The 22,301-nt window shown below is 66.7% G+C and carries 23 protein-coding genes and 1 tRNA gene; 10 read left to right on the forward strand and 14 right to left on the reverse strand.

Features of this window, described 5'->3' with window-relative positions:
* Window positions 1-16: 16 nt before the first annotated feature.
* Genes ACFPOB_RS09295 through solA form a run of 3 tightly spaced genes read right to left on the reverse strand, consistent with a single transcriptional unit; the run spans window position 17 to window position 3,259 of the window.
* Window positions 17-1,192: a multidrug effflux MFS transporter gene (locus ACFPOB_RS09295; RefSeq protein WP_377797711.1), complete on the reverse strand. Its 1,176-nt coding sequence runs from the start codon at window positions 1,190-1,192 to the stop codon at window positions 17-19.
* Window positions 1,189-2,091: a DMT family transporter gene (locus ACFPOB_RS09300; protein WP_377797713.1), complete on the reverse strand. Its 903-nt coding sequence runs from the start codon at window positions 2,089-2,091 to the stop codon at window positions 1,189-1,191. Before ACFPOB_RS09300 ends, ACFPOB_RS09295 begins: the two co-directional genes overlap by 4 nt.
* 28 nt (window positions 2,092-2,119) lie before the next feature.
* Window positions 2,120-3,259 (reverse strand): N-methyl-L-tryptophan oxidase, encoded by a 1,140-nt coding sequence (gene solA / locus ACFPOB_RS09305; protein ID WP_377797715.1) that lies wholly within the window; start codon window positions 3,257-3,259, stop codon window positions 2,120-2,122.
* Between the two features lie 225 nt (window positions 3,260-3,484).
* Between solA and ACFPOB_RS09310 the strand changes: the two genes are divergently transcribed.
* On the forward strand, window positions 3,485-5,242 hold the full coding sequence (locus ACFPOB_RS09310; protein WP_377797717.1) for a methyl-accepting chemotaxis protein: 1,758 nt from the start codon (window positions 3,485-3,487) through the stop codon (window positions 5,240-5,242).
* On the opposite strand, the gene ACFPOB_RS09315 is transcribed toward ACFPOB_RS09310, so the two are convergent.
* The 4 genes from ACFPOB_RS09315 to ACFPOB_RS09330 form a co-directional block, all read right to left on the reverse strand.
* Complete coding sequence (locus ACFPOB_RS09315) at window positions 5,243-6,247, reverse strand: Gfo/Idh/MocA family protein (RefSeq protein ID WP_377797719.1); 1,005 nt, start codon at window positions 6,245-6,247, stop codon at window positions 5,243-5,245.
* Entirely contained in the window at window positions 6,244-7,266 is a 1,023-nt protein-coding gene (locus tag ACFPOB_RS09320; RefSeq protein ID WP_377797721.1) for a Gfo/Idh/MocA family protein, read from the reverse strand. The genes ACFPOB_RS09315 and ACFPOB_RS09320 overlap by 4 nt, the downstream gene beginning before the upstream one ends.
* A gap of 1 nt (window position 7,267) precedes the next feature.
* The gene (locus ACFPOB_RS09325; RefSeq protein WP_377797723.1) at window positions 7,268-8,449 is read right to left on the reverse strand and encodes an ABC transporter substrate-binding protein; all 1,182 of its coding nucleotides are present in this window, start codon (window positions 8,447-8,449) and stop codon (window positions 7,268-7,270) included.
* Window positions 8,450-8,570: 121 nt separating this feature from the next.
* Window positions 8,571-9,500, reverse strand: coding sequence for a LysR family transcriptional regulator (locus ACFPOB_RS09330; protein WP_377797725.1), 930 nt, complete (start codon window positions 9,498-9,500; stop codon window positions 8,571-8,573).
* Between the two features lie 109 nt (window positions 9,501-9,609).
* On the opposite strand from ACFPOB_RS09330, the gene ACFPOB_RS09335 reads away from it, so the two are divergent.
* Both ACFPOB_RS09335 and ACFPOB_RS09340 read left to right on the forward strand, forming a co-directional pair.
* The gene (locus ACFPOB_RS09335) at window positions 9,610-10,398 is read left to right on the forward strand and encodes an SDR family NAD(P)-dependent oxidoreductase (protein ID WP_377797727.1); all 789 of its coding nucleotides are present in this window, start codon (window positions 9,610-9,612) and stop codon (window positions 10,396-10,398) included.
* Window positions 10,399-10,547: 149 nt separating this feature from the next.
* Window positions 10,548-11,165 carry a nitroreductase family protein gene (locus tag ACFPOB_RS09340; RefSeq protein ID WP_377797729.1) on the forward strand — a complete coding sequence of 206 codons (618 nt, stop codon included), beginning with the start codon at window positions 10,548-10,550 and terminating at the stop codon, window positions 11,163-11,165.
* Window positions 11,166-11,238: 73 nt separating this feature from the next.
* Here ACFPOB_RS09340 and moaA read toward each other — a convergent pair whose 3' ends face one another.
* The gene (gene moaA, locus ACFPOB_RS09345; protein WP_377797948.1) at window positions 11,239-12,240 is read right to left on the reverse strand and encodes a GTP 3',8-cyclase MoaA; all 1,002 of its coding nucleotides are present in this window, start codon (window positions 12,238-12,240) and stop codon (window positions 11,239-11,241) included.
* A gap of 168 nt (window positions 12,241-12,408) precedes the next feature.
* Between moaA and ACFPOB_RS09350 the strand changes: the two genes are divergently transcribed.
* Together ACFPOB_RS09350 and ACFPOB_RS09355 are read left to right on the forward strand one after the other, a co-directional pair.
* Window positions 12,409-12,777, forward strand: a complete 369-nt coding sequence (locus tag ACFPOB_RS09350; protein WP_377797731.1) for a gamma-butyrobetaine hydroxylase family protein — start codon at window positions 12,409-12,411, stop codon at window positions 12,775-12,777.
* Window positions 12,778-12,864: 87 nt separating this feature from the next.
* Window positions 12,865-13,422: a lipocalin family protein gene (locus ACFPOB_RS09355; protein WP_377797733.1), complete on the forward strand. Its 558-nt coding sequence runs from the start codon at window positions 12,865-12,867 to the stop codon at window positions 13,420-13,422.
* A 164-nt stretch (window positions 13,423-13,586) separates the two neighbouring features.
* Here the strand turns inward: ACFPOB_RS09355 and ACFPOB_RS09360 are convergent, their stop codons facing one another.
* Complete coding sequence (locus ACFPOB_RS09360; protein WP_377797735.1) at window positions 13,587-14,165, reverse strand: L,D-transpeptidase; 579 nt, start codon at window positions 14,163-14,165, stop codon at window positions 13,587-13,589.
* A gap of 355 nt (window positions 14,166-14,520) precedes the next feature.
* Here ACFPOB_RS09360 and ACFPOB_RS09365 point away from each other — a divergent pair, with 355 nt between their 5' ends.
* From ACFPOB_RS09365 to ACFPOB_RS09380, 4 genes are all read left to right on the forward strand, one after another.
* Complete coding sequence (locus tag ACFPOB_RS09365; RefSeq protein WP_092156347.1) at window positions 14,521-14,745, forward strand: hypothetical protein; 225 nt, start codon at window positions 14,521-14,523, stop codon at window positions 14,743-14,745.
* A 118-nt stretch (window positions 14,746-14,863) separates the two neighbouring features.
* Window positions 14,864-15,142 carry a hypothetical protein gene (locus tag ACFPOB_RS09370; protein WP_377797737.1) on the forward strand — a complete coding sequence of 93 codons (279 nt, stop codon included), beginning with the start codon at window positions 14,864-14,866 and terminating at the stop codon, window positions 15,140-15,142.
* A gap of 227 nt (window positions 15,143-15,369) precedes the next feature.
* A complete protein-coding gene (locus ACFPOB_RS09375) occupies window positions 15,370-16,005 on the forward strand; it encodes an outer membrane protein (RefSeq protein WP_377797739.1) in 636 nt (211 codons plus the stop codon).
* Between the two features lie 145 nt (window positions 16,006-16,150).
* On the forward strand, window positions 16,151-16,834 hold the full coding sequence (locus ACFPOB_RS09380; RefSeq protein WP_377797741.1) for a response regulator transcription factor: 684 nt from the start codon (window positions 16,151-16,153) through the stop codon (window positions 16,832-16,834).
* 246 nt (window positions 16,835-17,080) lie between these two features.
* Here ACFPOB_RS09380 and ACFPOB_RS09385 read toward each other — a convergent pair whose 3' ends face one another.
* On the reverse strand, window positions 17,081-18,421 hold the full coding sequence (locus tag ACFPOB_RS09385; RefSeq protein ID WP_377797742.1) for a sensor histidine kinase: 1,341 nt from the start codon (window positions 18,419-18,421) through the stop codon (window positions 17,081-17,083).
* 183 nt (window positions 18,422-18,604) lie between these two features.
* Here ACFPOB_RS09385 and ACFPOB_RS09390 point away from each other — a divergent pair, with 183 nt between their 5' ends.
* Window positions 18,605-19,273 (forward strand): EipA family protein, encoded by a 669-nt coding sequence (locus tag ACFPOB_RS09390; protein ID WP_377797744.1) that lies wholly within the window; start codon window positions 18,605-18,607, stop codon window positions 19,271-19,273.
* 27 nt (window positions 19,274-19,300) lie between these two features.
* Here ACFPOB_RS09390 and ACFPOB_RS09395 read toward each other — a convergent pair whose 3' ends face one another.
* The 4 genes from ACFPOB_RS09395 to ACFPOB_RS09410 form a co-directional block, all read right to left on the reverse strand.
* Window positions 19,301-19,984, reverse strand: coding sequence for a lysophospholipid acyltransferase family protein (locus ACFPOB_RS09395; protein ID WP_377797746.1), 684 nt, complete (start codon window positions 19,982-19,984; stop codon window positions 19,301-19,303).
* 131 nt (window positions 19,985-20,115) lie between these two features.
* Window positions 20,116-20,865: an alpha/beta hydrolase gene (locus ACFPOB_RS09400; RefSeq protein ID WP_377797748.1), complete on the reverse strand. Its 750-nt coding sequence runs from the start codon at window positions 20,863-20,865 to the stop codon at window positions 20,116-20,118.
* 556 nt (window positions 20,866-21,421) lie between these two features.
* Window positions 21,422-21,496, reverse strand: a tRNA-Val gene (locus ACFPOB_RS09405).
* A gap of 36 nt (window positions 21,497-21,532) precedes the next feature.
* Complete coding sequence (locus ACFPOB_RS09410) at window positions 21,533-22,231, reverse strand: HAD family hydrolase (protein ID WP_377797750.1); 699 nt, start codon at window positions 22,229-22,231, stop codon at window positions 21,533-21,535.
* Window positions 22,232-22,301 lie beyond the last annotated feature (70 nt).

Raw genomic sequence — 22,301 nt, forward strand, 5'->3', positions numbered from 1 at the left:
TGCAAGGCGCTGTGGATCAGTCCTTTCGCTGACGCGGCTCGCTGCGCAATGCCAGCAAAGCGACGACCAGCATCAGCCACATCATCGCCATCAGCGCCGGCGGCCAATGCGCCACCAGCGCGCTGATCAGGGCGGCCGCCAGCGCGCCCGAGCCGAGCTGTATCGCGCCCGAGAGTCCGGCGGCCGATCCGGCGAGCTCCGGGCGCGCCGAAAGCGCCGCGGCGGTTGCGCCCGGCAGCGTCAGGCCGTTGCCGATCGCGCTGATCGCCAGCGGCAGGAACAGGGTGAGTGGCGTCCACCAGCTTGTCAGCGCGATCGCGAACGCGGCCGTGAGCGCCACGAACGAGATGATCAGGCCGATCCAGGCCATCTTCGCCGTCCCGTGCCGGAGCACCAATCGGGACATCGCGAAATTGCCCACCATGTAGCCGAAGGCATTGAGGATGAAATAGGCGCCGTAGACGTTGGAGGTGCGCCCCATCGTCTCCACGACGATGAACGGCGCCGCGGCGATGAAGGCGAAGAAGGCGGCCGAGGTCATCGCCAGCGCGATCACGTTACGAATGAAGCCGCGGTCGCGCGCGAGGTCCGGAAAGGCCCGGAAGATGCCGGTGATCGAGGTCCGCATGCCGACATTCGGCGCCGTTTCGGGCAGGCGCAGCTGGACCATGACCAGCACGATCGCGGCCACTGCGGCCATTGCCCAGAAGATCATGCGCCAGCCGAAACCGGTCTCGATATGGCCGCCGAGATAGGGCGTGATCATCGGTGCGACGACCATCACCATGGTCACCGTCGCGATCTGGCTGGCCGCCTCGTCGCGACTCGCCGTGTCGCGGATGATCGCCCGGGCGAGGGCGAAGGTGGTGCCGGCGCCGGCGCCTTCGAGGATCCGGGCGAGCAGCAGGGTGCCCGTGGTTTCCGCCAGGGCGCCGAGCACCGAGCCGACCATGAACACGGCGGTCCCGGTGATCACGCACGGCCTACGCCCGAATCGATCGGAAAGCGGGCCGACGACGAGCTGCGTCAGCGCGACCGCGACGAGGAACAGCGTCAGCGTCAGCTGGATCGTCGCGTAGCTGGTGGCGAAGTTGCGGGCGAGCGCCGGCGTGGCCGGGGCCAGCATGTTGAGAGCGATCGGCTGCAGGGTCGAGATCGCGACGAGGACGGCAACGGAAGGCTTCGCTGTCATAGCGGCTTGTCACCTTCCGGCTTCAGCTGCGAATCCGGGCGGACCCGCTGGCGGTGCAGGGTGTAGAGGCCGCTGCCGACGATCAGCGCGATGCCGGCGAAGGCGATGCGATCCGGCGTCTCGCTCCAGACCAGCCAGCCGATCAGCACGGCGACGAGCACGACCGAATAGCGGTAGCCGGCGACGACGCCGACATCGGTGTTGCGGAAGGCGCTGATGATGCAGAAGCCGCCGGCCGTCACCAGCAGCGCGGCGAGGCCGAGATAGAGAAGCTCGATTCGCCAGGGCGACTGCCAGGTTTCGAGCGTACCCAGGCTGAGGCTGAGGGAACCGACGATCACTGTCGTGGTCAGCGAGATCACGGTCGACGGCACGTCGTCGCCGATCATCCGGGTCATCAGATCGCGTATCGCGACGAGGAACGCGCTGGCGAGGGCGATCAGCGCGGCGAGGCTGAAACCGTCGGCGCTCGGGCGCATGACGATGAGCACGCCGACGAAGCCGACCGCGAGCGCGATCGTCCGGCGCCAGCCGACCGTTTCGATCCGCAGCAGCACCGCCAGCACGACGATGAGCAGCGGCGAGGCCATCAGGATCGCCGTGATGTTGGCGAGCGGCAGCAGGCCGAGCGCCCAGATGAAGGTCACGGCGCACAGCGCTTCGACGGCGCCGCGGCCGAGGACCAGGGGTCTCAGCCCGGATGGCAGCTTGCGCCAGTCGCCCATCATCGCGACCATGACCAGCCCCGCCACGATCGCGAAGCCGGTCCGAAGCGTCACCGCCTGCCCGGTCGGAAAGGCTTCGCGGGCGAGCTTCATCAGGGCATCGTTGCAGCAGAAGAGCGACATCGCCGTCAGCATGGCGATGATTCCGCGGCGGTTCTGGGCGGCGGTGGCCAAAGCGGGGTCCTGGTCGGCTTGAGCGAACTCAGGCGTCGAAGCGGGAAAGGGAGAAGGCGGAGAGGTCGAAGGCCGAGCGGCCCTCGGTCGCCAGGTCGGCGAGGATTTCGCCGATCGCGCTGGCGAATTTGAAGCCGTGGCCGGAGCAGGCCGAGGCGAACACCGCCTGTGGCACGCCGGGCACCGCATCGATGATGAAGCCCTCATCGGGCGAGACGGTGTAGATGCAGCCCTTCACCGTCAGCGGGTCACCCGCCGCGTCAGGGATGTAGCGTGCCAAGCACTCACGGATCAGGCGGAGCTGGTTCGGGCTCGGCGTCCGGTCGGGATCGCGCGGGTCCATCGGCTCGCGCCCGAAATGCGGGCCGCCGAGCTTGAAGCCAGGATGCTCGTAGAGCGGGAAGCCGTAGAAATTGCCTTCCTCGACGCTGAGGATGAAGACCGGGAAGACGCCCTGGCGGAATAGCTCCGGCTTGCGCGTGGTGAACCAGCCGATCGCTTGCCGCACCGTCCTGACCCGCTGCTTCAGCGCCGGCACCGCGTCCTCGATCCAGCCGCCGGAGGTGATGACTAGCTGGCCGGCCGAGTAGGTGCCTCGTTCGGTCTTGACCGTGACACCGCCATCGGCGGTCGGCTGCCAGTCGAGCATCGGCTCGCCGGTCCTGATCTCGGCGCCCTTGGACTGCGCCAGTCCGACATGGGCGTAGATCGCCTTCTCCGAGGCGACGAAGCCGCCGTCCGCTTGCCATAGTCCGATATGCCCTTCCGGCAGCTGGAAAGCCGGGAAGCGGCGGGAAATCTCGTCGCGATCGAGCACCTCATGCTCGAGCCCATGATCGATGCAGGACTTCAGCGAGGACTCGACCGGGCCGAGGCCCTCTGGCGCAAGATCGAGCGAGCCGGTGACATGCAGCAGCTTCAGCCCGGCGGCGTCGCCGGTCTCTCGCCAGAGCTGGTGCGCCCGCTTGACGATCGGCACATAGTGCGAGCCCTCGAAATAGGCGAGGCGGATGATCCGGGTCAGCCCGTGCGAGGAGCCCATGGCGTGGCCGAGATCGAAGCGCTCGAGGCCGAGCACCCTGAGCCCGCGCTTCGCCAGGTGCCAGCAGGCGGCCGAGCCCATCGCGCCGACGCCGGCGACGATCACGTCATATTGCGAGGAACTCATCGCGGGTCCTTGGAGAAGCCGGCTCAGCTCGCCGGTCTGATCTGCCTGCAATCTAGGCGGGCGGGCGTTTCGGGTCCATCCCGCGCAATGGGTGAGCGCATCTGCACGCGGGGCAGGGATGGTGCCCGGCGTGGCGGAAAATCGCGCCTTGAGCTCACCGCCGCAGCTTTTTGTTAACCTTGCCGGGCGCATGCTCCTTTATCCTGTCTCGCCTCGGGAATGCCTATGCTTGCTCGCTCTGTCTGGCGCCTGTTGGGCCGCGCCGGCCCCGCTGCCGCGCCGGCTGCGTCGCAAGCCGCAGCGGCGCCTCCGCCGCCTGCGACACCCGCCGAGACGTCGATCAGCGAGGCGATCAACGAGCTGGAGAGCGACGTCGTCGCCGCGATGCGTCGCCTCAACGACGGACTCGACCAAGCCGAGCACTGCTCCGAGCGTTCGGAAATCCGCTCCCGCGAAATCCGCAGCGGGATGGCCGAATTGCGCGAGGCAGCGCTGCAGGCGAGCGAGAATTCGTCCGCGCTGGCGACCGCGACCCTACAGGTGTCGGAGGCTGCCGAGCGGGTCGGTGCCGCCATGTTCGGTGCACGCGACATGCTCGACAACGCCGCCGAGCGCGCCGCCGAGGCGACGGCAATGATCAACGGGCTCGCGGTTGCGACCAGCGAGATCCGCTCGATCGTCGACGCCATCGCCGAGATCGCCCGCCAGACAAATCTGCTCGCCCTCAACGCCACCATCGAGGCCGCCCGTGCCGGCGCGGCCGGCAAGGGCTTCGGCGTCGTGGCGCAGGAGGTGAAGTCGCTTTCCCTCGGGGTGCGCGATGCGGTCGACCACATCCGCAGCCAGGTCGATCGGCTGAATCAGGCTGCCCAGGGCTCCGCCGCCGTGGTCACCGACGCCTTCCGCCTGGTCGGGGAGGTCAATCCGGTGATGGCGACCGTCGGCGAGGCCTCGCAGGAACAGGCGGCAGCCGCGGCCGAACTGTCGCGCAGCGCTGAGGCGACCGCCCGCTTCATCGATACGGTGCGCGACCGCGTCGGCGAGGTCGACCGCGTCGCGCTTGCCGCAGCGCAGGAGAACATCGACGCCAGGCGGGCGTTGGCCGACGGCGCGCGCCAGGCGGAAGGGCTGCTGGAGCGCTTCGTGCCGACGCTGCGCCATACCGTTTTCGCCGATCGACGCCAGCACGATCGCTTCCCGGCCGAGTGCCCGGTCAGGTTCGATATTGCCGGGCGCAGCATCGCAGGGCGGACTATTGATCTCGGTTTCGGCGGCGCGCTGCTCTCGATCGCAGACCCAGAGCTAAAGCAGCGCGCGCGGGGCTCAATTGCGATCGACGGCTTGCCGCCGCTGCCCTGCCGGGTGATGGCGCGCAGCGATCTGGGCCTCCACATCGCTTTCGAGCGCGGCGAGGAGGAAGCGCATGCGGCCCTCCATCGGCGGCTTGCTCAAATCGAGCACGGCTATCGCCCGCTGATCGAGCAGGCGCAGGAATTCGCCCATCGCGTCGCGGCCTTGCTCGAAGCGGCGCTGCGCACCGGCCGCCTCAGCGAGCAGGACCTGTTCGACACGGACTATATCCCGGTGCCGAACTCCAATCCGCGCCAGTTCATTAACCGGGCGCTGCCCGTGCTGCAGGCGATCCTGCCGCCGGTGATGGCGCAAGCCAAGGCGAGCGATCCGCGCCTCGTCTTCACCTTGCCGATCGACCGCAACGGCTATGTCCCGGTGCACCACCCCGAATATTCGCAGCCGCAGCGGCCCGGCGATCCGAATTGGGATCCCGCCTATAGCCGCGACCGCCGCATCTTCGATGATCGTGCCGGCATCACGGCCGCGCGTTCGGCGCGACCCTTCATCATCCAGTCCTACCACCGCGACATGGGCAGCGCCGGCATCCAGCTGGTGCGCGAGGTCGATGCGCCGGTGCGCGTCGCCGGCCGCCATTGGGGCGGCGTGCGCATGGCGTACAGGATGGCGTGATCAGTCTTTCCCCGCCGCCAGGATGGCGTCGATCCAGCGCTGCGAGGTCAGCGCCTCTTCGCCCGTCACCACCGGGTCGCGACCCGCTTCGATCGCATCGAGGAAGTCGGCGATCACGGCGCGGTGGGCGTCGTGCGGGAAGTCCATGATGTTGGCGCCGCTGCCGGTATTGCCCTCGGCTTCGACCACCTCGGAGCGGCCATCGAGGAACGAGAGCTGCAAACGCCCGCCGACCAATGCCGCGTGGCCCTTGCTGCCGATGATCTCGATACGCTCGGGATGGCCGGGGTGGGCCGCGGTGGTGGTCACCAGCGTCACTGGGGCGCCATTGCCAGCCTCCAGCAGGGCGCCGACATAGTCTTCGGTCTCCATGCGGTGCAGCGCGGTGGTGCGCACCTGCGCCGCGACGACCCTGGACACGCCGACCAGCGAGCGGAACAGGTCGAAGGAATGGATCGCTTGCGTCAGCAGCACGCCGCCGCCGTCGCGGGCCATCGTGCCGCGGCCAGGCTCGTCATAGTAGGTTTGCGGCCGCCACCATGGCACCTGCAGCAGGCCGGCCTCGACCGAGCCGAGCTCGCCGCCATCGAGCGCCGCCTTGAGTCTGAGGCTCGCCGGCCGGAACCGGTGCTGCAGCACGACGCCGAAGGCCTTGCCGACGCGCCTTGCCGCCGCGACCAGCTCCTCGCCGCGCGCGACGGTCAGCTCCAGCGGCTTCTCGACCAGCACATGCTTGCCGGAGGCGAGGCAGCGCGCCCCGACATCGCGATGGCTCGCCGGGGGCGTCAAGACGATCACTGCCTCGACGGCCGGGTCGGCTAGAACCGCGTCGATGTCGGTGTTGCCGGGGAAGGGGAACTGGGCGCGATAGGCGTCGAGCCGCTCCTGCGAGCGACTGACGACGTGGCGAACATCGACCCTGTCGGCCAGGTCGACCAGGCTGCGCGAATGGGGCAGGGCGGCCGGTCCCAGCCCGATGACGGCGATGCCGATCTTGCGTGTCACTTTGGCTCGGTTCCTCTGACGGGCAGGCGCACGGCCCGGTCCTGCGCATGCAAGGCGAGCCGGCAGACCGTGAACATGTGCCGCTGCGTCGACGCCGTCTCGCTGCGGTCCGCGATGTCGGCGATCAGGTTGCGGAAATAGGTGAGCGGCTCGCTGCTGGCGTCGATGTGGCGGGTGCCGGCCTTGTCGACCAGGAAGACATGGTCGGTGCCCGGCCGGCCGGCGATGTCGACATATTTGCGCAGCTCGATCGTGCCCTCGGTACCGAGGATGGTGAGGCGCCCGTCGCCCCAGGTCGGGAGCCCGTCGGCGGTGAACCAATCGACGCGGATAAAGCCGTTCGCCCGGTCGCTGCGCAGCAGGATCTCGCCGAAATCCTCGAAATCGGGCAGGTCGGCCAGGCCGAAATGGCCGGTGCCGGAGGCGGCAATCTCGGCGTCCTGCGAGCCGGTGAAATGCAGGAACTGGTCGATCTGGTGCGAGGCGATGTCGGTGAGAATGCCGCCGAAATAGCGCTTGTCGAAGAACCAGCCGGGCCGGATCGCCCGGTTGAGACGGTGCGGCCCGAGCCCCACCGTCTGCACCACGCGCCCGATCGCGCCGTCCGCGATCAGCTTGCCGGCGACGATGGTGGCGGGGACGATGAAGCGCTCGGAAAAGCAGACCGAGAAGATGCGGCCGGTCTCTGCGACGACCTTCTCGACCTCGGCGAGTTGCTCGAAGCTGGTGACGCCAGGCTTGTCGACCATCACGTCCTTGCCGGCGCGCATCGCGCGGACGGCGAGGCTAGCCCGCTCCGAAGGGATGCCGGCGCAGACGACGAGATCGACCGAGGGATCGTCGAGCAAGGTCTCGGCTTGCGCCTCCCGCAGTTGCGGGAAGCGCTCGCGGAAGCCGACGAGCACGCGTGGATCGCTGGTCGCAGGATCGAAGCCGGCGCAGTCCGCGCCGGCCTCCAGCAGGCCGCCGACCATATGGTAGATATGGCGGTGGTCGAGGCCGATGGCAGCAAAGCGCATGTTATTTCGGTGCGTGGCCGACGCCGATCTCCTGGTCCCAGCGCCGGAAGGCGGCGACCAGACGCTCGGGCGTCAATGGCGGGCGGGTCGGCAGGCTGGAGATCAGCCCGTCATATTCGGGCCGGCCGAACTCCTTCAGCACGTCTTGGCTCTCCTTCGGCGCCATCGCCAGGGTCACGCCCTTGATCGCCGGGCCGGGATAGAAATAGCCCTTGTCATAGGTCGCAGCTTGCGATTCCGGCTTCAGCAGATGCGACATCAGCGCCAGGATCACCGGAATCTTCTCCGCAGCCACGCCCTTCGGGATGCACATGAACTGCGTGTCGGGAATCCAGTGCGTATTGGCGATGGTGAAGACCTTCGCCTCCTTCGGCACGATGCCGAGCGCGCGCGGGTTGATGTCCCAGCCCAGCGTCGAGACGATGCAGTCACGCGTGCCGTCGCCGAGCTCCTTCATCGTCGCAGCGGTGCCGGTCGGATAGTAGTCGATCGCTGTTCCGAGCTCCTTGAGATAGGCCCAGGTCTTGGCCCAGCCGTTCATCGGGTCGCTCGGGTCGCTGTCGCCGAGGATGTAGGGCATGCCTTGCAGGAAGGTCCAGCCGGGGCCGGAGTTGAGCGGGCGGGCATAGGTGAAGCGGTTGGGGTTCTGCTTCACATAGGCGAGGAATTCCTCGGCCGTCTTTGGCACCGTCTTGATCTTGTCCGCCATGTATTCGAACAGCGGGCCGGAGGGCGAATAGACGACGGCGACACCTTCGTTCTGGCCGAAATTGCGCTGCATCATCAGCGCCTGCTCGTGATAGATCTCCTCGGCCTTGGGCAAGCTAGCCGTATGCGACTTCCAGACGTCGACCCACAAGCCCTGCTGGATGCCGTCCGACATCGCGCCTGGGCCGGTCAGCACCATGTCGATGTCGACGCGGTTGGCGTCCTGCTGCGCCTTGAGCTTAGCCGGCAGTTCGGGCGAGGGCGCCCGCGAGAAGTTCAGGCGCGAGATCAGCTTCGGATTGTCTTTGGCGAACTTCTCGATTGAAGCTTGGGTAAGCTGCAGATTGCCGGCGACGTCGATGATGTTGAGCATCACCGGGTTTGCAGGCGCGCTCTGGGCGAAGGCTCCGCCGGCGGAGAGCGCCGCGAGGCTGGAAGCGCCGGCGATCACGCCGCGCCGAGTCGGATGGGTCATTGCTACCTCCCTGTGCTGGCCTGCTTCGCTGCGGCCTTGGCATGTATACTAGTGCACAAGGCGTATCGGGCAAGATGCGACGAGAGCAGGGACGGAATGCGTCGGCCTTGAGCGCAGCCTTTCAGCTGACAGCCATTGTGGGCGAGCCGGGAAATGATGATCGCGGCGAAGGGCTGGCAAGGGCCTCCGCCAGGAATTCGACGAGCGCGGTCACCCGCCGGTTCGCAGGCCCTGCTGGCTGGACACCGTACAGATCGATGTCGCCGGCATTATAACTGTCGAGAGCCGTTTCCAGTCGGCCGGTCTGCAATTCGTCCTGAATGTCCCACTCGTTCTTGAGGATTGCGCCAAGCCCCTGACACGCCCATTCCCGCAGCACGTCGCCGTCGCTGACCTGGCGATCGCCCGACACTTTGACGACGAAGTGCTTGCCACCGTCGCGGAAAGGCCAGGCTGACAGAGGCGCGCCCGGCCGTGCCAGGATGAGGCAGTTATGATGTGCCAGATCGCGCGGATGCGTGGGTTTGCCTGTTCGCGCCCAGTAGCCTGGCGCCGCGCATACGAGACGTTGCCCGCGGATGAGCAGGCGGGCACGCAGGCGCGAATCCGGAAGCGGGCCGCTGCGTAGCGCCAGATCGAAGCGCTCCTCGATAAGGTCCACAGTGTCATCGCTCAATATCAGCGTCATGTGAACGGCTGGGTGTTGTCGTTGAAAGGCGTCCAGCAGGGGCCGCAGCCGCGTGCGACCGAAGTCATTGGTGGCTGTCAGCCGGATCGGCCCAGCCAGCGTGCCGTTTTCCCGCAGGCTGCCCACCGCCACGTCCCATTCGGCGACGATGCGGCGCGCGTCGGCCAGCAGCGACGCCCCCTCATGCGTGAAAACCAGGCGACGCGTCGAACGCACGATCAGCCGGGCACCGAGCTCCTGTTCAAGCTGGCTGACGGCGAGCGCCACTGTCGAGGTCGCCAGCGCACGCTGGCGCGCGACGCCGGAGAAACTGCCCTTTTCGGCGACATCGAGAAACAGGCGAAGCGCGTCGATCCGGTCCATTTTTCGAAAAGCTCGTAAACTTATTTGTCAATCGGCATGATTATGCAGCAAGCGATTGGGAATTATAGTGTCTGCATATCAACTGCGGTCAGACGAAAGCGAGTTCATCGTGCTCATCGACTTCACCGACAAGCGGATTCTCATCACCGGCTCGACCGCTGGCATAGGGCTGGCCGCCGCCAAGGGCTTCCTGGCGGCAGGCGCCTCAGTCGTCATCAATGGCCGCACGCAGCCGAGCGTCGACGCGGCGATCGCGCGGCTGGCCGATCCGGCAGGCCGCGTCCAGGGCTTTGCAGGCGACCTCGCGAACGGGGAAGGCTGCGAGGAACTGATCCGGCAGCACCCCGATTTCGACATCGTCGTCAACAATCTCGGCGTATTCGGGCCGCAAGATTTTTTCGACACGCCCGATGCCGTGTGGGAGACGTTCTTCCAGACGAATGTTATGTCCGGCGTCCGATTGGCGCGCGCTTACGCGCCGGCAATGGTCAAGCGTGGCTGGGGGCGGATCGTCTTCGTCTCTTCCGAGTCAGGGCTCAACATCCCTGCCGACATGATCCACTATGGATTCACCAAGACCGCCCAGCTGGCGATTTCCAGAGGGCTTGCCAAGCGCCTTGCCGGTACGGGCGTAACCGTCAATGCGGTTCTGCCCGGCCCGACACTGTCGGAAGGCGTCGCCGACATGCTCAAGGCTGACGTCGAACGAACGGGAGAGACGCTCGAGAAGGTGGCGGCGGATTTCGTCCGTGCCCATCGTGGCTCCTCGATCATCCAGCGGGCCGCCGGCGTCGACGAGGTGGCTAACATGATCCTCTACGTCAGTTCCGAGCAGGCATCCGCCACGACGGGTGCTGCCCTGCGGGTCGATGGCGGCGTCGTCGACAGCATCGCCTAGAGCGTTCTCGCGCTCAGCGGACATTCGCGCGGCACCGCTGCGCAGGACGGTTCTGGCCGCCTGAGCCTCCTCCCTCGCCATGAAACCCATCACCGCGGGCTCGTGCCGGCGGACTGTGAACCATGTCTTGCATCCTGAAAGGACACGTCATGACCCATCCCATTATTTCGGCAATCGAAGAGCGCCGCACGACGAACCTGTTCGATGCGTCGCGCGGCATCAGCGACGACCAGATCAGCGAACTGGTCAGGCTCGCGACGAGGGCGCCGACCTCCTTCAACTTGCAGAACTGGCGCTTCGTCGCGGTCCGGAGCCCGGAGCAGAAGACCAGGCTGCGCAAGCTCGCTTGGGACCAGGCGAAAGTCACGGAGGCGGCCGTGACGTTCATCATCTGCGGCCAGCTGACGGATGAACGTGTTCTGGCCGAGCGTCTAGCACCTGTCGTCGCGGCCGGGATCATGCCTGCGACGATGGTGTCTGGATGGGAGGCGGGGGCCCGGAATCTGTATCGCGATCAGCCCTGGCGCCAGCGCGACGAGGCGGTCCGGACAGCGACCTTCGGAGCCGGCACGCTCATCTTCGCCGCCCACGCGCTGGGCCTGGGCTCATCGCCGATGATCGGCTTCGATCCCGACGCTGTCTCGCAGGAGTTCGGACTCGGCCCCGACGAAGTTCCGGTGATGCTTGTCGGAGTTGGCTATGCCACTCCGGAGAACTGGCCGCAAAAGCCGCGTCGACCGCTTTCGCAGGTTCTGGAGTTCGTCTGAAAGCGCGACAGGGACGGGCTGGCCAATCGACCTGCGCTCGCTTGGCCAGCTGCCTTGGACGTCGAAACGGGCTTCAGCCTCCCGTCACGCTCATGTGCCGGCCGACCGCGGCGCGGGGGCGGCGCCGGTCGATGACGAAGTCGTGGCCCTTGGGCTTGCGCGAGATCGCTTCTTCCATCGCCCGGTAGAGCAGGGCGTCGTCGCTGGAGGCGCGGATCGGGGCGCGCAGATCGGCGGCGTCCTCCTGGCCGAGGCACATATAGAGCGTGCCGGTGCAGGTTAGCCGCACGCGGTTGCAGCTCTCGCAAAAATTATGGGTCATCGGCGTGATAAAGCCGATCAGGCCGCCGGTCTCGCGCACCCGGACGTAGCGGGCAGGGCCACCGGTCCGGTAGGGGTCGTCGTCGAGCGTGTAGCGGTCCATCAGCCTGGCCCGCACCATCGAAAGCGGCAGGAACTGGTCGAGCCGGGCGGGCTCGATCTCGCCGAGCGGCATCACCTCGATCAGCGTCAGGTCCATGCCGAGGCCGTGGGCCCACTGCATCAGCCCCTCGATCTCGTCCTCGTTGACGCCCTTGAGCGCCACCGCGTTGATCTTGACGCGCAAGCCGGCGGCGCGGGCCGCCTCGATCCCGGCGAGCACTTTCGACAGGTCGCCCCAGCGCGTGATCTTGCGGAATTTTTCGGGATCGAGCGTGTCCATCGAGACGTTGACGCGGCGAACCCCGCAATCGGCCAGCTCCTGCGCGTAGCGGGCGAGCTGCGAGCCGTTGGTGGTCACGGTGAGCTCGTCGAGCGCGCCCGAGGCGAGGTGGCGCGAGAGCGAGCGGAACAGGTTCATGATGTCGCGCCTGACCAGCGGCTCGCCGCCGGTGATCCGCAATTTGCGCGTACCGCGCGAGACGAAGGCACTGGCGACGCGGTCGACTTCCTCCAGCGTCAGCAAGTCGCGCTTGGGCAGGAAGGCCATGTCCTCGGACATGCAGTAGACACAGCGGAAATCGCAGCGATCCGTCACCGAGATGCGCAGATAGGAGATGTCGCGGCCGAACGGGTCGGTCAGCGGCGCGCGCATCAAGGGCTTGACGGGGTCATGCAGCACGATGGCTGAAATCCTCGGGCGATCGCGGTCTTGCGGCGCAGTGCGCCTGCCGTTGCTCTGATATAGGAAGCGAGCATTGTCGGCGACAGGGCCGCCGTCAAGCGCACCAGAAGCCGCGAGCCGCTCTGAGGAAACACGAAGATGTCAGATTGGCCGAGCGAGATCCGTCTGTCGAAGGATCGCCGCACGCTCCACATCACTTTCGAGAGCGGCGAGAGCCATGCGCTCCCCGCCGAATTGCTGCGGGTCGAGAGCCCCTCGGCCGAGGTTCAGGGCCATAACCCAACGCAGAAGCAGACCGTGCCGGGCAAGCGCGAGGTCGAGATCCTCAAGGTCGAGCCGGTCGGCCACTACGCGGTGAGGCTGACCTTCGACGACATGCACGACACCGGGATCTATGGCTGGGATTATCTGCGCGAGCTCGGCCGCAATGGCGAGGCGAAGATGCACGCCTATCTCGACGATCTTGCGGCGAAGGGGCTGTCGCGGGAGCGAGGTCGAAGAGTTTAGCGCGCGCCGGCTCGATCGAACGAACCGAACCCGTGTCCCGGACGTAGATGCTCCCGAACGCGCCTGACGCGCACCAGGGAGGATGTCATGCAAGCGAAGGTCATCATCGCCGGCTTGGGGCTGGCGGTTTTTCTGTCGGGCTGCATGACGATGGGCGGGCCGGCCGTGAAGGCGCCCGAGCCGTTGAAGACGATCGATGCGGGCCGCTTCTACAGTGGTCTCTGGCACGAGATCGCCCGTCGCCCGATGGCGATCACCGATGGCTGCGTCGCCGGTGCGACGGAATACAAGCGCGACGCCGGTGGCGGCATAGAGGTTCTCGATTCCTGCCGGATGGGCACGCCCGCGGGCGAGCTCAAGACGATCGGCGGGCCGGGCCGTATCCTCGATCCCGGCACGAACGCCAAGCTCAGGGTCGACTATCGTCTGTACGGCTTCATTCCGGTCACGCGCGACTATTGGGTGCTCGATCGCGCCAACGACTACAGCTGGTTCATCTCGGCCGATCCCGAGTTCCGCGACCTTTACATCTTCTCCCGCGACCCGCAGATCGGCGAGGCACAGCGGCGCAGGCTTGTCGCGCGCGCCCGAGCGCTGGGCTATGACGTGAGCAAGCTCGAATTTCCCGAGATGCCGCCGCGGTGAGCCCGCCCGCCTGGGCGATCGAGAGCGGGCGTGATCAGCCCAGTCCTTGCGGGCGGCGCCCGCCGGCGCGGCGAGCCCTGCTTTAGCTCTTGACGGGCGGATAGATGGACGAAGGAAAGGCCGGTGCGAGGCCGGCCTTTCGCAAATCCGGATGGGGCTGGCGTTCAGCGGGCGACGACGACCCGGGTGCCGACCTTGGCGCGCTCGTAAAGGTCGATCACGTCCTCGTTCAGCATGCGGATGCAGCCGGAGGATACCGCCTGGCCGATCGTCTCCGGCTCGTTCGAGCCGTGGATGCGGTAGAGGGTCGAGCCGAGATAGAGGGCGCGGGCGCCCATCGGATTCTCCGGGCCTCCGGGCATGAAGCGCGGCAGGTCGGGCCGGCGCTTCAACATCTGGGATGGCGGGGTCCAGCTCGGCCACTCGGCCTTGCGTGTGATGGTCTGGGTGCCGCCCCATTCGAAGCCTGGGCGCCCGACGCCGACGCCGTATCGGACGGCCTTGCCGTCGGGCAGCACATAATAGAGGCGGCGCTCGGCGGTGTTGATGACGATCGTTCCGGGGCGATAGGTGCCGCTGAACGAGACGATTTCGCGCGGGATCGCAGTCGCCTGCGCCTTGGCGGGGTCGACATAAGAGACGAGTGGCTGACGGGTGAGCGGGTCGATTTCGGCGATAGCGGCCGTAGCGGTGGCCGCGACGGCCGTGCCGGCGATCAGGGCCAAACGGAAGAAGCGGAGCATAGCGGCCTCGGGCGAGGTTAGGGGAGCGGGCGCGGGAAAAGGTGACGGAAAAACGTCAACAATTCCCCAAATCTCTGGCAGAGCGAAGGCTGTCGTTCAATCGATTGGCGTTCACATCGGCGCGACCTCTCAAGCTTTCGAGGCGCCCGTTGCGGGGCTGCAACAGGCGTAGGCGTCTACTTTGGCGGTTGCCGTGATTTGGGCGATTTTCGGACAAAAGCGCGACGCCGAGAAAAAGTTCCCTGAGGCGAAATGCGGCTGAACCGGGTGGCGAGATCGACGGTGGAACATCCGTTGCGCTGCGACGTTGTGATGCCGCCGCTCGCTTGGCGGTGACTTCGAGGCCTGCCGACAGATGATTTCCGACGACAATGAGGAACAGCGCATTATCCGGATTGCGCGGGCGCTCTGCCGTTCGGCCCGTATTGATCCCGACTCGGCAATCGATGAACGCACCCGTCCGCTTCTTCCCGGGTCTTCCACGCACAGCGCGGCGCCGCTGCCGGCATGGGTGGCCTTTCGCGATTCGGCACGCGCTTTTGCCGCGAGCTATCCGCGCGAGATCGTGAGCAGTCTCTGAAGGCTTCTCCGATTGCCGTTAACCGGCCATTCCCCTAGTCTTCAGATCGAGGGGCAACTTCCGATTGCAAAGCCGGGCCGGCTCTGGTCCGCTTCTGCGAAACGCCGGGAGGTTCGCCATGGCTGCCTGCCAGTTCAATGCCGGGCCTGAAGAGCTCGCTGCCCTCGGGACAGCCTTTCACGAGGCCTGGCGGCATGTCGGCCCGATCTATGGGCCGTTCGAGAACCCTCATCGCGAATGGCTGGCGCGACTGATTCTCGGCCTGCGCCGCTCGGGTCATGCCGGCGACATCGCCCTGCTCGCCATTGAGCAGTTCATGGCGACCGCACCGCTGGCCGAATGGGCGAACGTTGCGAGAGACGCCCGGCAACAGCCAGGACCCATCGTGCGGAATTGAACGCGCTGCTCGCGTCTGCCCTCGGCGTCCGGCCGTAAAACTCCCAGGAATCCGTCTCGGAACGTGCCCGGCCTGCGGGCAACGTTGCCGTAATCTTCGCACGCAAATTGGGCCGTGCTGACCCGGTCCGACGCCCGGTGCCGTGGTCGCAAGGGGCCGGTGAACCGGTCTCCACCTGTCTGGCCTGATGCGTCGGCGGCCACAGCGGCCGCCGCAAGGAGTTTCTGATGAAGCGTTTCATCCCGATGGTCGGCCTGCTGGCCCTGCTCGCAGTTCCGGCCATGGCTGCCGATCGTCGCGTGCCCGTCCAGCAATACCAGCCGACCTATTCCCAGCCGCGCGCCTACAACTGGAACGGCCTCTATGTCGGCGCCCATAGCGGTGCCGGCTTCGACCGCTTTCAGGGCGTCGGCAAGAAGAGCCGCAGCGAGGTCCTGCTCGGCGGCCAAGTCGGCTACAACCTGCAGATGGGCGGCCTCGTCACCGGTCTCGAGGCCGACATCTCGATGAACGGGCTCGGCAAGGGTGCCAAGCGCACGGGCGGCACCAGCGCCGACATGCGCTATGTCAGCACGCTGAAGGCGCGCGCCGGCTTCGCCTTCGATCGCTTCCTGGTCTACGGCCTCGGCGGTGTCGCCTATGGCAGCCTGAAGGCGAGCGACGGCCTGGTCTCGAAGGAGAAGAGCAAGGTCGGCTATGTCGCCGGCGCCGGCGCCGAATACGGCATCACCGACAACCTCTCCGCCAAGCTCGAATACAACTACGTCTCGCTCGGCAAGCAGAACTTCCAGTTCGCCAATGGCCGCACCCGCGTCGGCGTCAACGAGCATCTGGTCAAGGCCGGTTTGAACTACCGGTTCTGAACCTCGAACCTCCGGGTCGGCAAACCGATCCGGATCGACTTGCGGCCCATGGCTGCGCCCGGGCATGGATGGAGCGTGATGTGTCTGGATATTTCGCCCCTATTCCGGCATCACGTTCCATCCGTGCACCCTGATTGACCTCTTCATGCGCGCCCTGATCGTCGAGGACGAGCCACAACTGATGGCTTTCCTGTCCTCGCTCCTGACCAATGCCGGGCTGATCGCCGACCGCACGACCACGATCGATGCGGCGATGGCGGCCCTGCGCTCGACGCCGTTCGACATCGCCATCGTCGACCGGCGCCTGCCGGACGGCGATGGCCTCTCGATCGTCAAGGCGCTGAGCACCTCCGAGACGCGGCCCGCCTTCCTGGTCCTGACCGCCCGCGATGCCAAGGCCGACGTGATCGAAGGCCTGAACACCGGCGCGGATGATTATCTGATCAAGCCGTTCGAGCCGGAGGAGTTGCTGGCGCGCTTGCGCGTCATCATGCGCCGGCGCAACCCCAAGCGCTCGCTGGTGATCACCGCCGGCAATCTCGCGCTCGATCTCGAAGGGCGCTGCGCCAGCGTCGGCTCGGACCTGCTCGACTTGCGCCGGCGCGAGGCGCTGATCCTCGAGGCGCTGGTCCAGCGCGTCGGCCGCGTCGTCACCCGCGACGTCCTGATCGAGGCCGTCTACGGCTTCGACGACCTGATCGAGTCCAACACCCTGGAAGCCCAGATCTCTCGGCTGCGGCGCAAGCTCAAAGAGGCCGGCGCAAGAGTCGAGATCACCTCGCTGCGCGGCATCGGCTACATGCTGCGGGTGTCGGAAGCGGTCTGCTGAACCACCAGTTTTTCCGGGGCAGGTTGAACGCCTAAGCCCGGAACTCATGGCCACGACGCTTCCCGTCATTGCGAGGAGCGCAGCGACGAAGCAATCCAGGGGGACGTGGAGCTCTGCCGCCCCTGGATTGTTTCGCTCACGCTCGCAATGACGCAGTGAGCATCGGCGTCGCCACATGCATAGGTCCCGGGTTCTTCGCTGCGCGAAGCCCGGAATGATGAGCGCTCTCAACGGAAACGCGGTGCCTCAACCGTCGCTCTCGCGCGGCGGAAAGACAAGCCGCACGATGGTGCCGCCGCCCGGCCGGCCGAGAATTGCGAGCGTTCCGCCATGGGCGGCCATGATGTCGCGCACGATTGTCAGGCCGAGCCCGGCGCCGGTCGAGTTCGGCGACATCCGGTTGAACGGTTCGGCCGCTTGAGAGCGGTCGGAGGCATCGATCCCGATGCCGTCATCGCTGACCTCCACCACGGCTCCGTCGATCACCCTCACGAGGATCGTCGATTTCGCCTGGGCATGCCGGAGCGCGTTGTCGACGAGGTTGGCGATGGCGGCCCGCACGGTCGGTTCGTTGGCCTCGATCAGCGAGCGGCAATCGCCTTCCTCCTCCAAGGCGACATCGGCGCCGTTGCTCAGGATCAGCGGCGCGAGATCGGCCAGCACGGCGCGGGCGATGCGGTTGAGCTGCAACCGCTCGAACGGCAGTTCGGTGCTGTGCAGCCGGGCCAGCTGCAGCATCGACGAGACGATGGTGGTCAGACGGCTGACATCGGTGGTGAGCGCAAGCCGCATCTGGTCGTTCGGCAACGTGTCGATCCGGCCGCGCATCACGGTGAGCGGCGTGCGCAGTTCATGCGCGACATTGTTCATGAAGCGCCTTTGTACCTCCATGTTCCCGGCGATCTTGTCGAGCGCCGCATTGAGCGCCGTGGTCAGCGGCATCAGCTCGATCGGGGTCTCCTCGGTCGGCAGCAGGCCGCGTGGAGCCTTCGGGTCGATCCTGGCCGCAGCCTCGGCCGCGCTGCGCAGGCGCGCGCCGATATAGGATACCGACATCGCGATCGCGCCGGCGATCAGCAGGCCGAAGACCACCGAGATCGCCAGTGCCGAGCCGGCGATTGCGCGCAGGTAGTGGGCGAGGATGAGGTCCCAGCCCGGCAGGCCGCCGCCGGTCGCCACGATGAAGCGGGTGCCGTCCTTTTCGATCACATCGAAGGCGAGCGCATTATCGCCGCCGACCCGCATCTGCGCCGCAATGGTCGGGCCGTCGAGCCGGATGTCGATCGGCAGGCCCGGCCGCAATTCTGGCGCATACTCGACAACCGAACGTCCGTCGGAGACCAGGTACCAGAGCGAGGGGCTGGCACGCTCGATCCGCGTGAGCCCGGCGGTCTTCTCGACCTGCAAGGCGATCCCGGAAGGCTGGCGGACGCTTTGCTGGATGATCTGGGAGGTGACGTCGTTGCGCAGGACGCCGGGATCCTCGGTGATCAGGGCAAAGGCGATGACGGAGCCGATGAAGGCGGTGAACAGGACGATGCCGAGCAGCGACAGGCGCAGCGTAAGGGCCCGCGACAGCGAGGTCATGACGAGGCTCCGCCGCCATGCCGTGCAGCCGGTGTCGGTTGGCGCTGGATCGATACGGCGTTGTGAGTCGTCACGGAACCTCGATGCGGGTATGGCTTGCGCAACCGGGCGCTCGCCTCTTCCTGTCTCTGCATGGACCGTATCGCCATTGCCGTTCAACTCTCTCCCGGAGCTGCCGGCCTGATGTCTGCGCTGCGCGTCATCTGGAGTTGGCCGTCGCTGCGCGTGATGCTGGCCACGTTGCTGGCCTTCGCGCCGAATCTCGTGCTGGCGCAAGGCGTGGCGACGAAAGGGGATATTCAGGCGGGCCAACTGCCGACGTCGTCCCGCCAGGACATTTTTCGTTTCGTTGAAGGCGTATTCGATACGACCAGCAAGACGGTCAGCTTGCCGATCGAGCGCTCGCTCGCGCTGTTCGGCGAGCCGAACGCCTATATCATCGGGGGCGAGCTCAGCGGCTCCTTCGTGGTGGGCGGGCGCCATGGCAGCGGCGAATTGCGCTTCTCCGACGGCATTCCGGTGCCGGTGAGTTGGTCGGCGTTGTCGGTCGGCATCGGCCTCGGCGCCGATTACGGCCGGGTGATCATGCTGGTCTACGGGCTCGACCGGCAGGAAGATGTCTTCGGCACCTATGCCAGCCTCGGCGGCAGCGCCCATTTCCTTGCCGGCGCCAACGCCACCATCCTGGCCTCCTCGCGGGCGCGGATCGTGCTGATCTCCTCCGGCCTCGGCCTGCGCTTCTCCGGGGACCTCAGCCGCATCGTCATCGAACCTGCGGGCCCGTCGGACCAATTGCGCCCGCCCGGCCGGATCTGCGCCACGCCTGCCGATTGCCCGCCGCCCGGCCGCTGACTGGTCTCGCGCCAACGCGCATACGTCCTAGCGGCGCCGGTCGAGCAGGCGATGCGCCGTGACATGCAGTTCGTCGAGCTGGCTCGCGATTTCAAGCGCGATCAGGCCCATCTCGCGCTCGTCGGCGGCTTTGCGGACATAGAGCGGCTCCGACCAGAGCACGCAGCCGCGCCCAAAGGGCAGGGCGATGCTCGCCCTGTCCCAATTGTCGAGATCGATCCGCGCACTCGTCACCGCGGCGAAGAGATAGATCGGGCGGCCGGTGGCGCGGGCGAGCTGGACCGCGCCTCTGCCGGCGACGCGCGCGATCTTCGGGACATCGGCGGTCAGGAGCAGGCTGGTGCCCGCGCGCAGCGCTTCGCGCATCTCGAAGAAGGCGGGAATGGCACGCTTGGCCTTGATCTTCAGGGGGCTTTGTGTGCCGGAGCCGCGGATGACGCGAAAGCCCGCCCGCTCCACCACCGAGGCGACAACCGCTCCGTCGAAATGCAGCGAAGCCAGGATCGCGACCTCGGCCGCGCCGTCGAGTGCCGCCAGGCTCAGCATTTGCTGGCCGTGCCAGGTCAGGGCGATGAAGGGGTCGCGGCTGCGCTCCCACGGTCTCGCCCCCGGGATCGCCGGCTTGAAGCGCGTCGTGCGGCGGACGAAATCGAGATATCTGTGCAGGGCGCGGCCGGCGAACGACGCAGATTGCCCAGTGCCGAATCGCATGATCCGATCTCCACGATGGTCCCGGTGGAGGGATCGGCGCGTCGGCTTGCTCCAACATTGCGCGGCCCCGCGGCGGCAGCACGCGTTTCGTTCGATCGAGCGAAAAGAGCTCGCGCAAGTATCGAGACCTGTCAGCGCATCATGAACTTGACGATGCGTGCGACGAGTTCCTCGTCCTGCCCGGCGAAACCATGATGTGCGCTGAAGCGACAGGGATTGGCCTCGTCGGTCTGCCCGCCGCTCATCCATTCGACCTGGACGCGCCCGCCCGCCCATGCCTGGAACGGGGCGACGTCGGCTGGCAGCGTCAAGCGGCAGCGATCCTCTCGGTGGTGCAGGACGAGCGTGCGCGGCAGCCGGTTCGGCGTCCCCAGGATGCTCTGAACGGTAGTGTCGCCGGGCCCGGACGCCTTGCTCAGTAGGCCCGAGGTCAGGACGAGCCTGTCCGGCATGGCGCCCTCCACGAGGCCCTGGGCCGCACGGTGCGTGCCCATGCTGGTGGCGACCACGATGACCGGACGCTTGATCGCCGCCATATGGTCGACCGCAGCAGGAAGGTTCGTCGCGAACTCGGCAAGCAGCACATTGTAGCCCTGCGCGGCGAAGGCGTCCCTGTTGCGGATCAGGACATTGTCGCCGGCCTTGCCGAAGCGCGCGCCGCTGCCGATCTCGAGCCGGCCATCACCGCCGGTCAGGAGGATGACGCTGCCCTTGGGACTCTGGACGCGGATGAGGATGCTACGGACGCCGGCGATCGTGACGGTCTCGCCGCCCTTGACCGTGATCGGCGTCTCCGCCTGGCCGGGGGACTGGATTGCGAACGACCATAGGATCGCGAGCGCGCCGAGGGCACGCAGGACACGCTGCTGATATCCGATCACGTTGTTAGGTCACCCATTCACCTGAAAGCGGCGCAGAACTGCGCGCGCCACCGTCACCGTGTTGTGCCTGCACCCGCCGCAGGATTCGGTGGCTACATTGCACAAGATGTGCAGCCGGTTTCATGGCCATTCGTGAGGGGAGCCAGGGGGCGGCTCGCGCGGCGGTAACCGGAAAGGCACGGCAGGCGCCCGCCTTTTGAGGTCGGGCTTCCTCGTATCAGCGAGGCTTGGGTCTCTTTAACAGGCCAGCTTCGATCGCAAGCTCGATGTCGATTTCCAGGATCTCCTCGCTCGTCAGTTTGAGATCGCGTCTCAGCCTGCGTTGGATGTCGAGATCGATTGGGATTTCGGTCGATAGCGGCATCTCAGGAGCCGGCCGCTTCCGGCTTTTAGGCATAAGCATTTGTCATCTACGCGCGAGAGTATGGCGCGGATGCAGCAAACTGGGGCCACCATCTCCGGCTCGCCGATATCTCCGGCGAGCAGGCGAGCTCGATCGCTCGCGCAACCTTTGCTCAGCGCGATGGCGCCTATGGGCTATTCGAAAGTGGGGAAATGGTGGGCGGCACAGGGATCGAACCTGTGACCCCTCCCGTGTGAAGGGAGTGCTCTACCGCTGAGCTAGCCGCCCGGATCGCGCTGTTCCTAGTGGGGTGTGCCGCCGCCGTCAAGAATGAGTAGCGAGGGCCGGCTTGCGGTCGGTAAGCTGCCGCACTGCCTGCGGCAGTTCACTGAAGTGCTGGATCACCAGGTCGGGCGCGAGTGCCTCGACCGGCACGTCGGTGTAGCCGAACGGCACGCAGATCACAGCGATGCCGGCGGCGCGCGCCGTGTCCACGTCGGTGCGCGAATCGCCGACCATCACCGCGCGGGCCGGATCGGCGCCGGCCTGCGCGATCGTTTCGGTCAGATGGCGCGGGTCGGGCTTGCAGAAGGCAAAGCTGTCGCGGCCGGCGATGGCGGCGAAGCGCCCGCTCAGCCCGAAATGGTCGAGGAAGAGCCGGGTGTGCCGGATCGGCTTGTTGGTGCAGACGGCGAAGACGAAGCCTTCGGCGGCGAGCTCGTCCAGCGCCGCGCCGACGCCGTCATGGATGAAGCTGGTGCCGGCGACGCCGTCCGCGTAGATGCCGAGGAAGGTCTCGAACAGCTGCTCCAGCTTCTCGGTATCGAGCGGCCGGCCGCTGACCTTGAAGCCGCGCTCGATCAACGCCCGCGCTCCGGCACCCACCAGCTCGCGCGCCCGCTCGAGCGGCAGGGCCGCCAGCCCCTCCTGTTCGAGGATGACGTTGAGCGTGCGCATGATGTCGGGCGCCGTCTCCGCGAGGGTGCCGTCGAGATCGAAGACGACGATCGGGGGCAGGGACATGGGCGATCCTGTGACGTGGCTCTCCGCATAAAGGCCGGGAGGCACGGCTTGGCAAGGGCGGCCAGGCAAC

The sequence above is a fragment of the Allobosea eneae genome (genome assembly GCF_042657265.1).
GTDB lineage: Bacteria > Pseudomonadota > Alphaproteobacteria > Rhizobiales > Beijerinckiaceae > Allobosea > Allobosea eneae.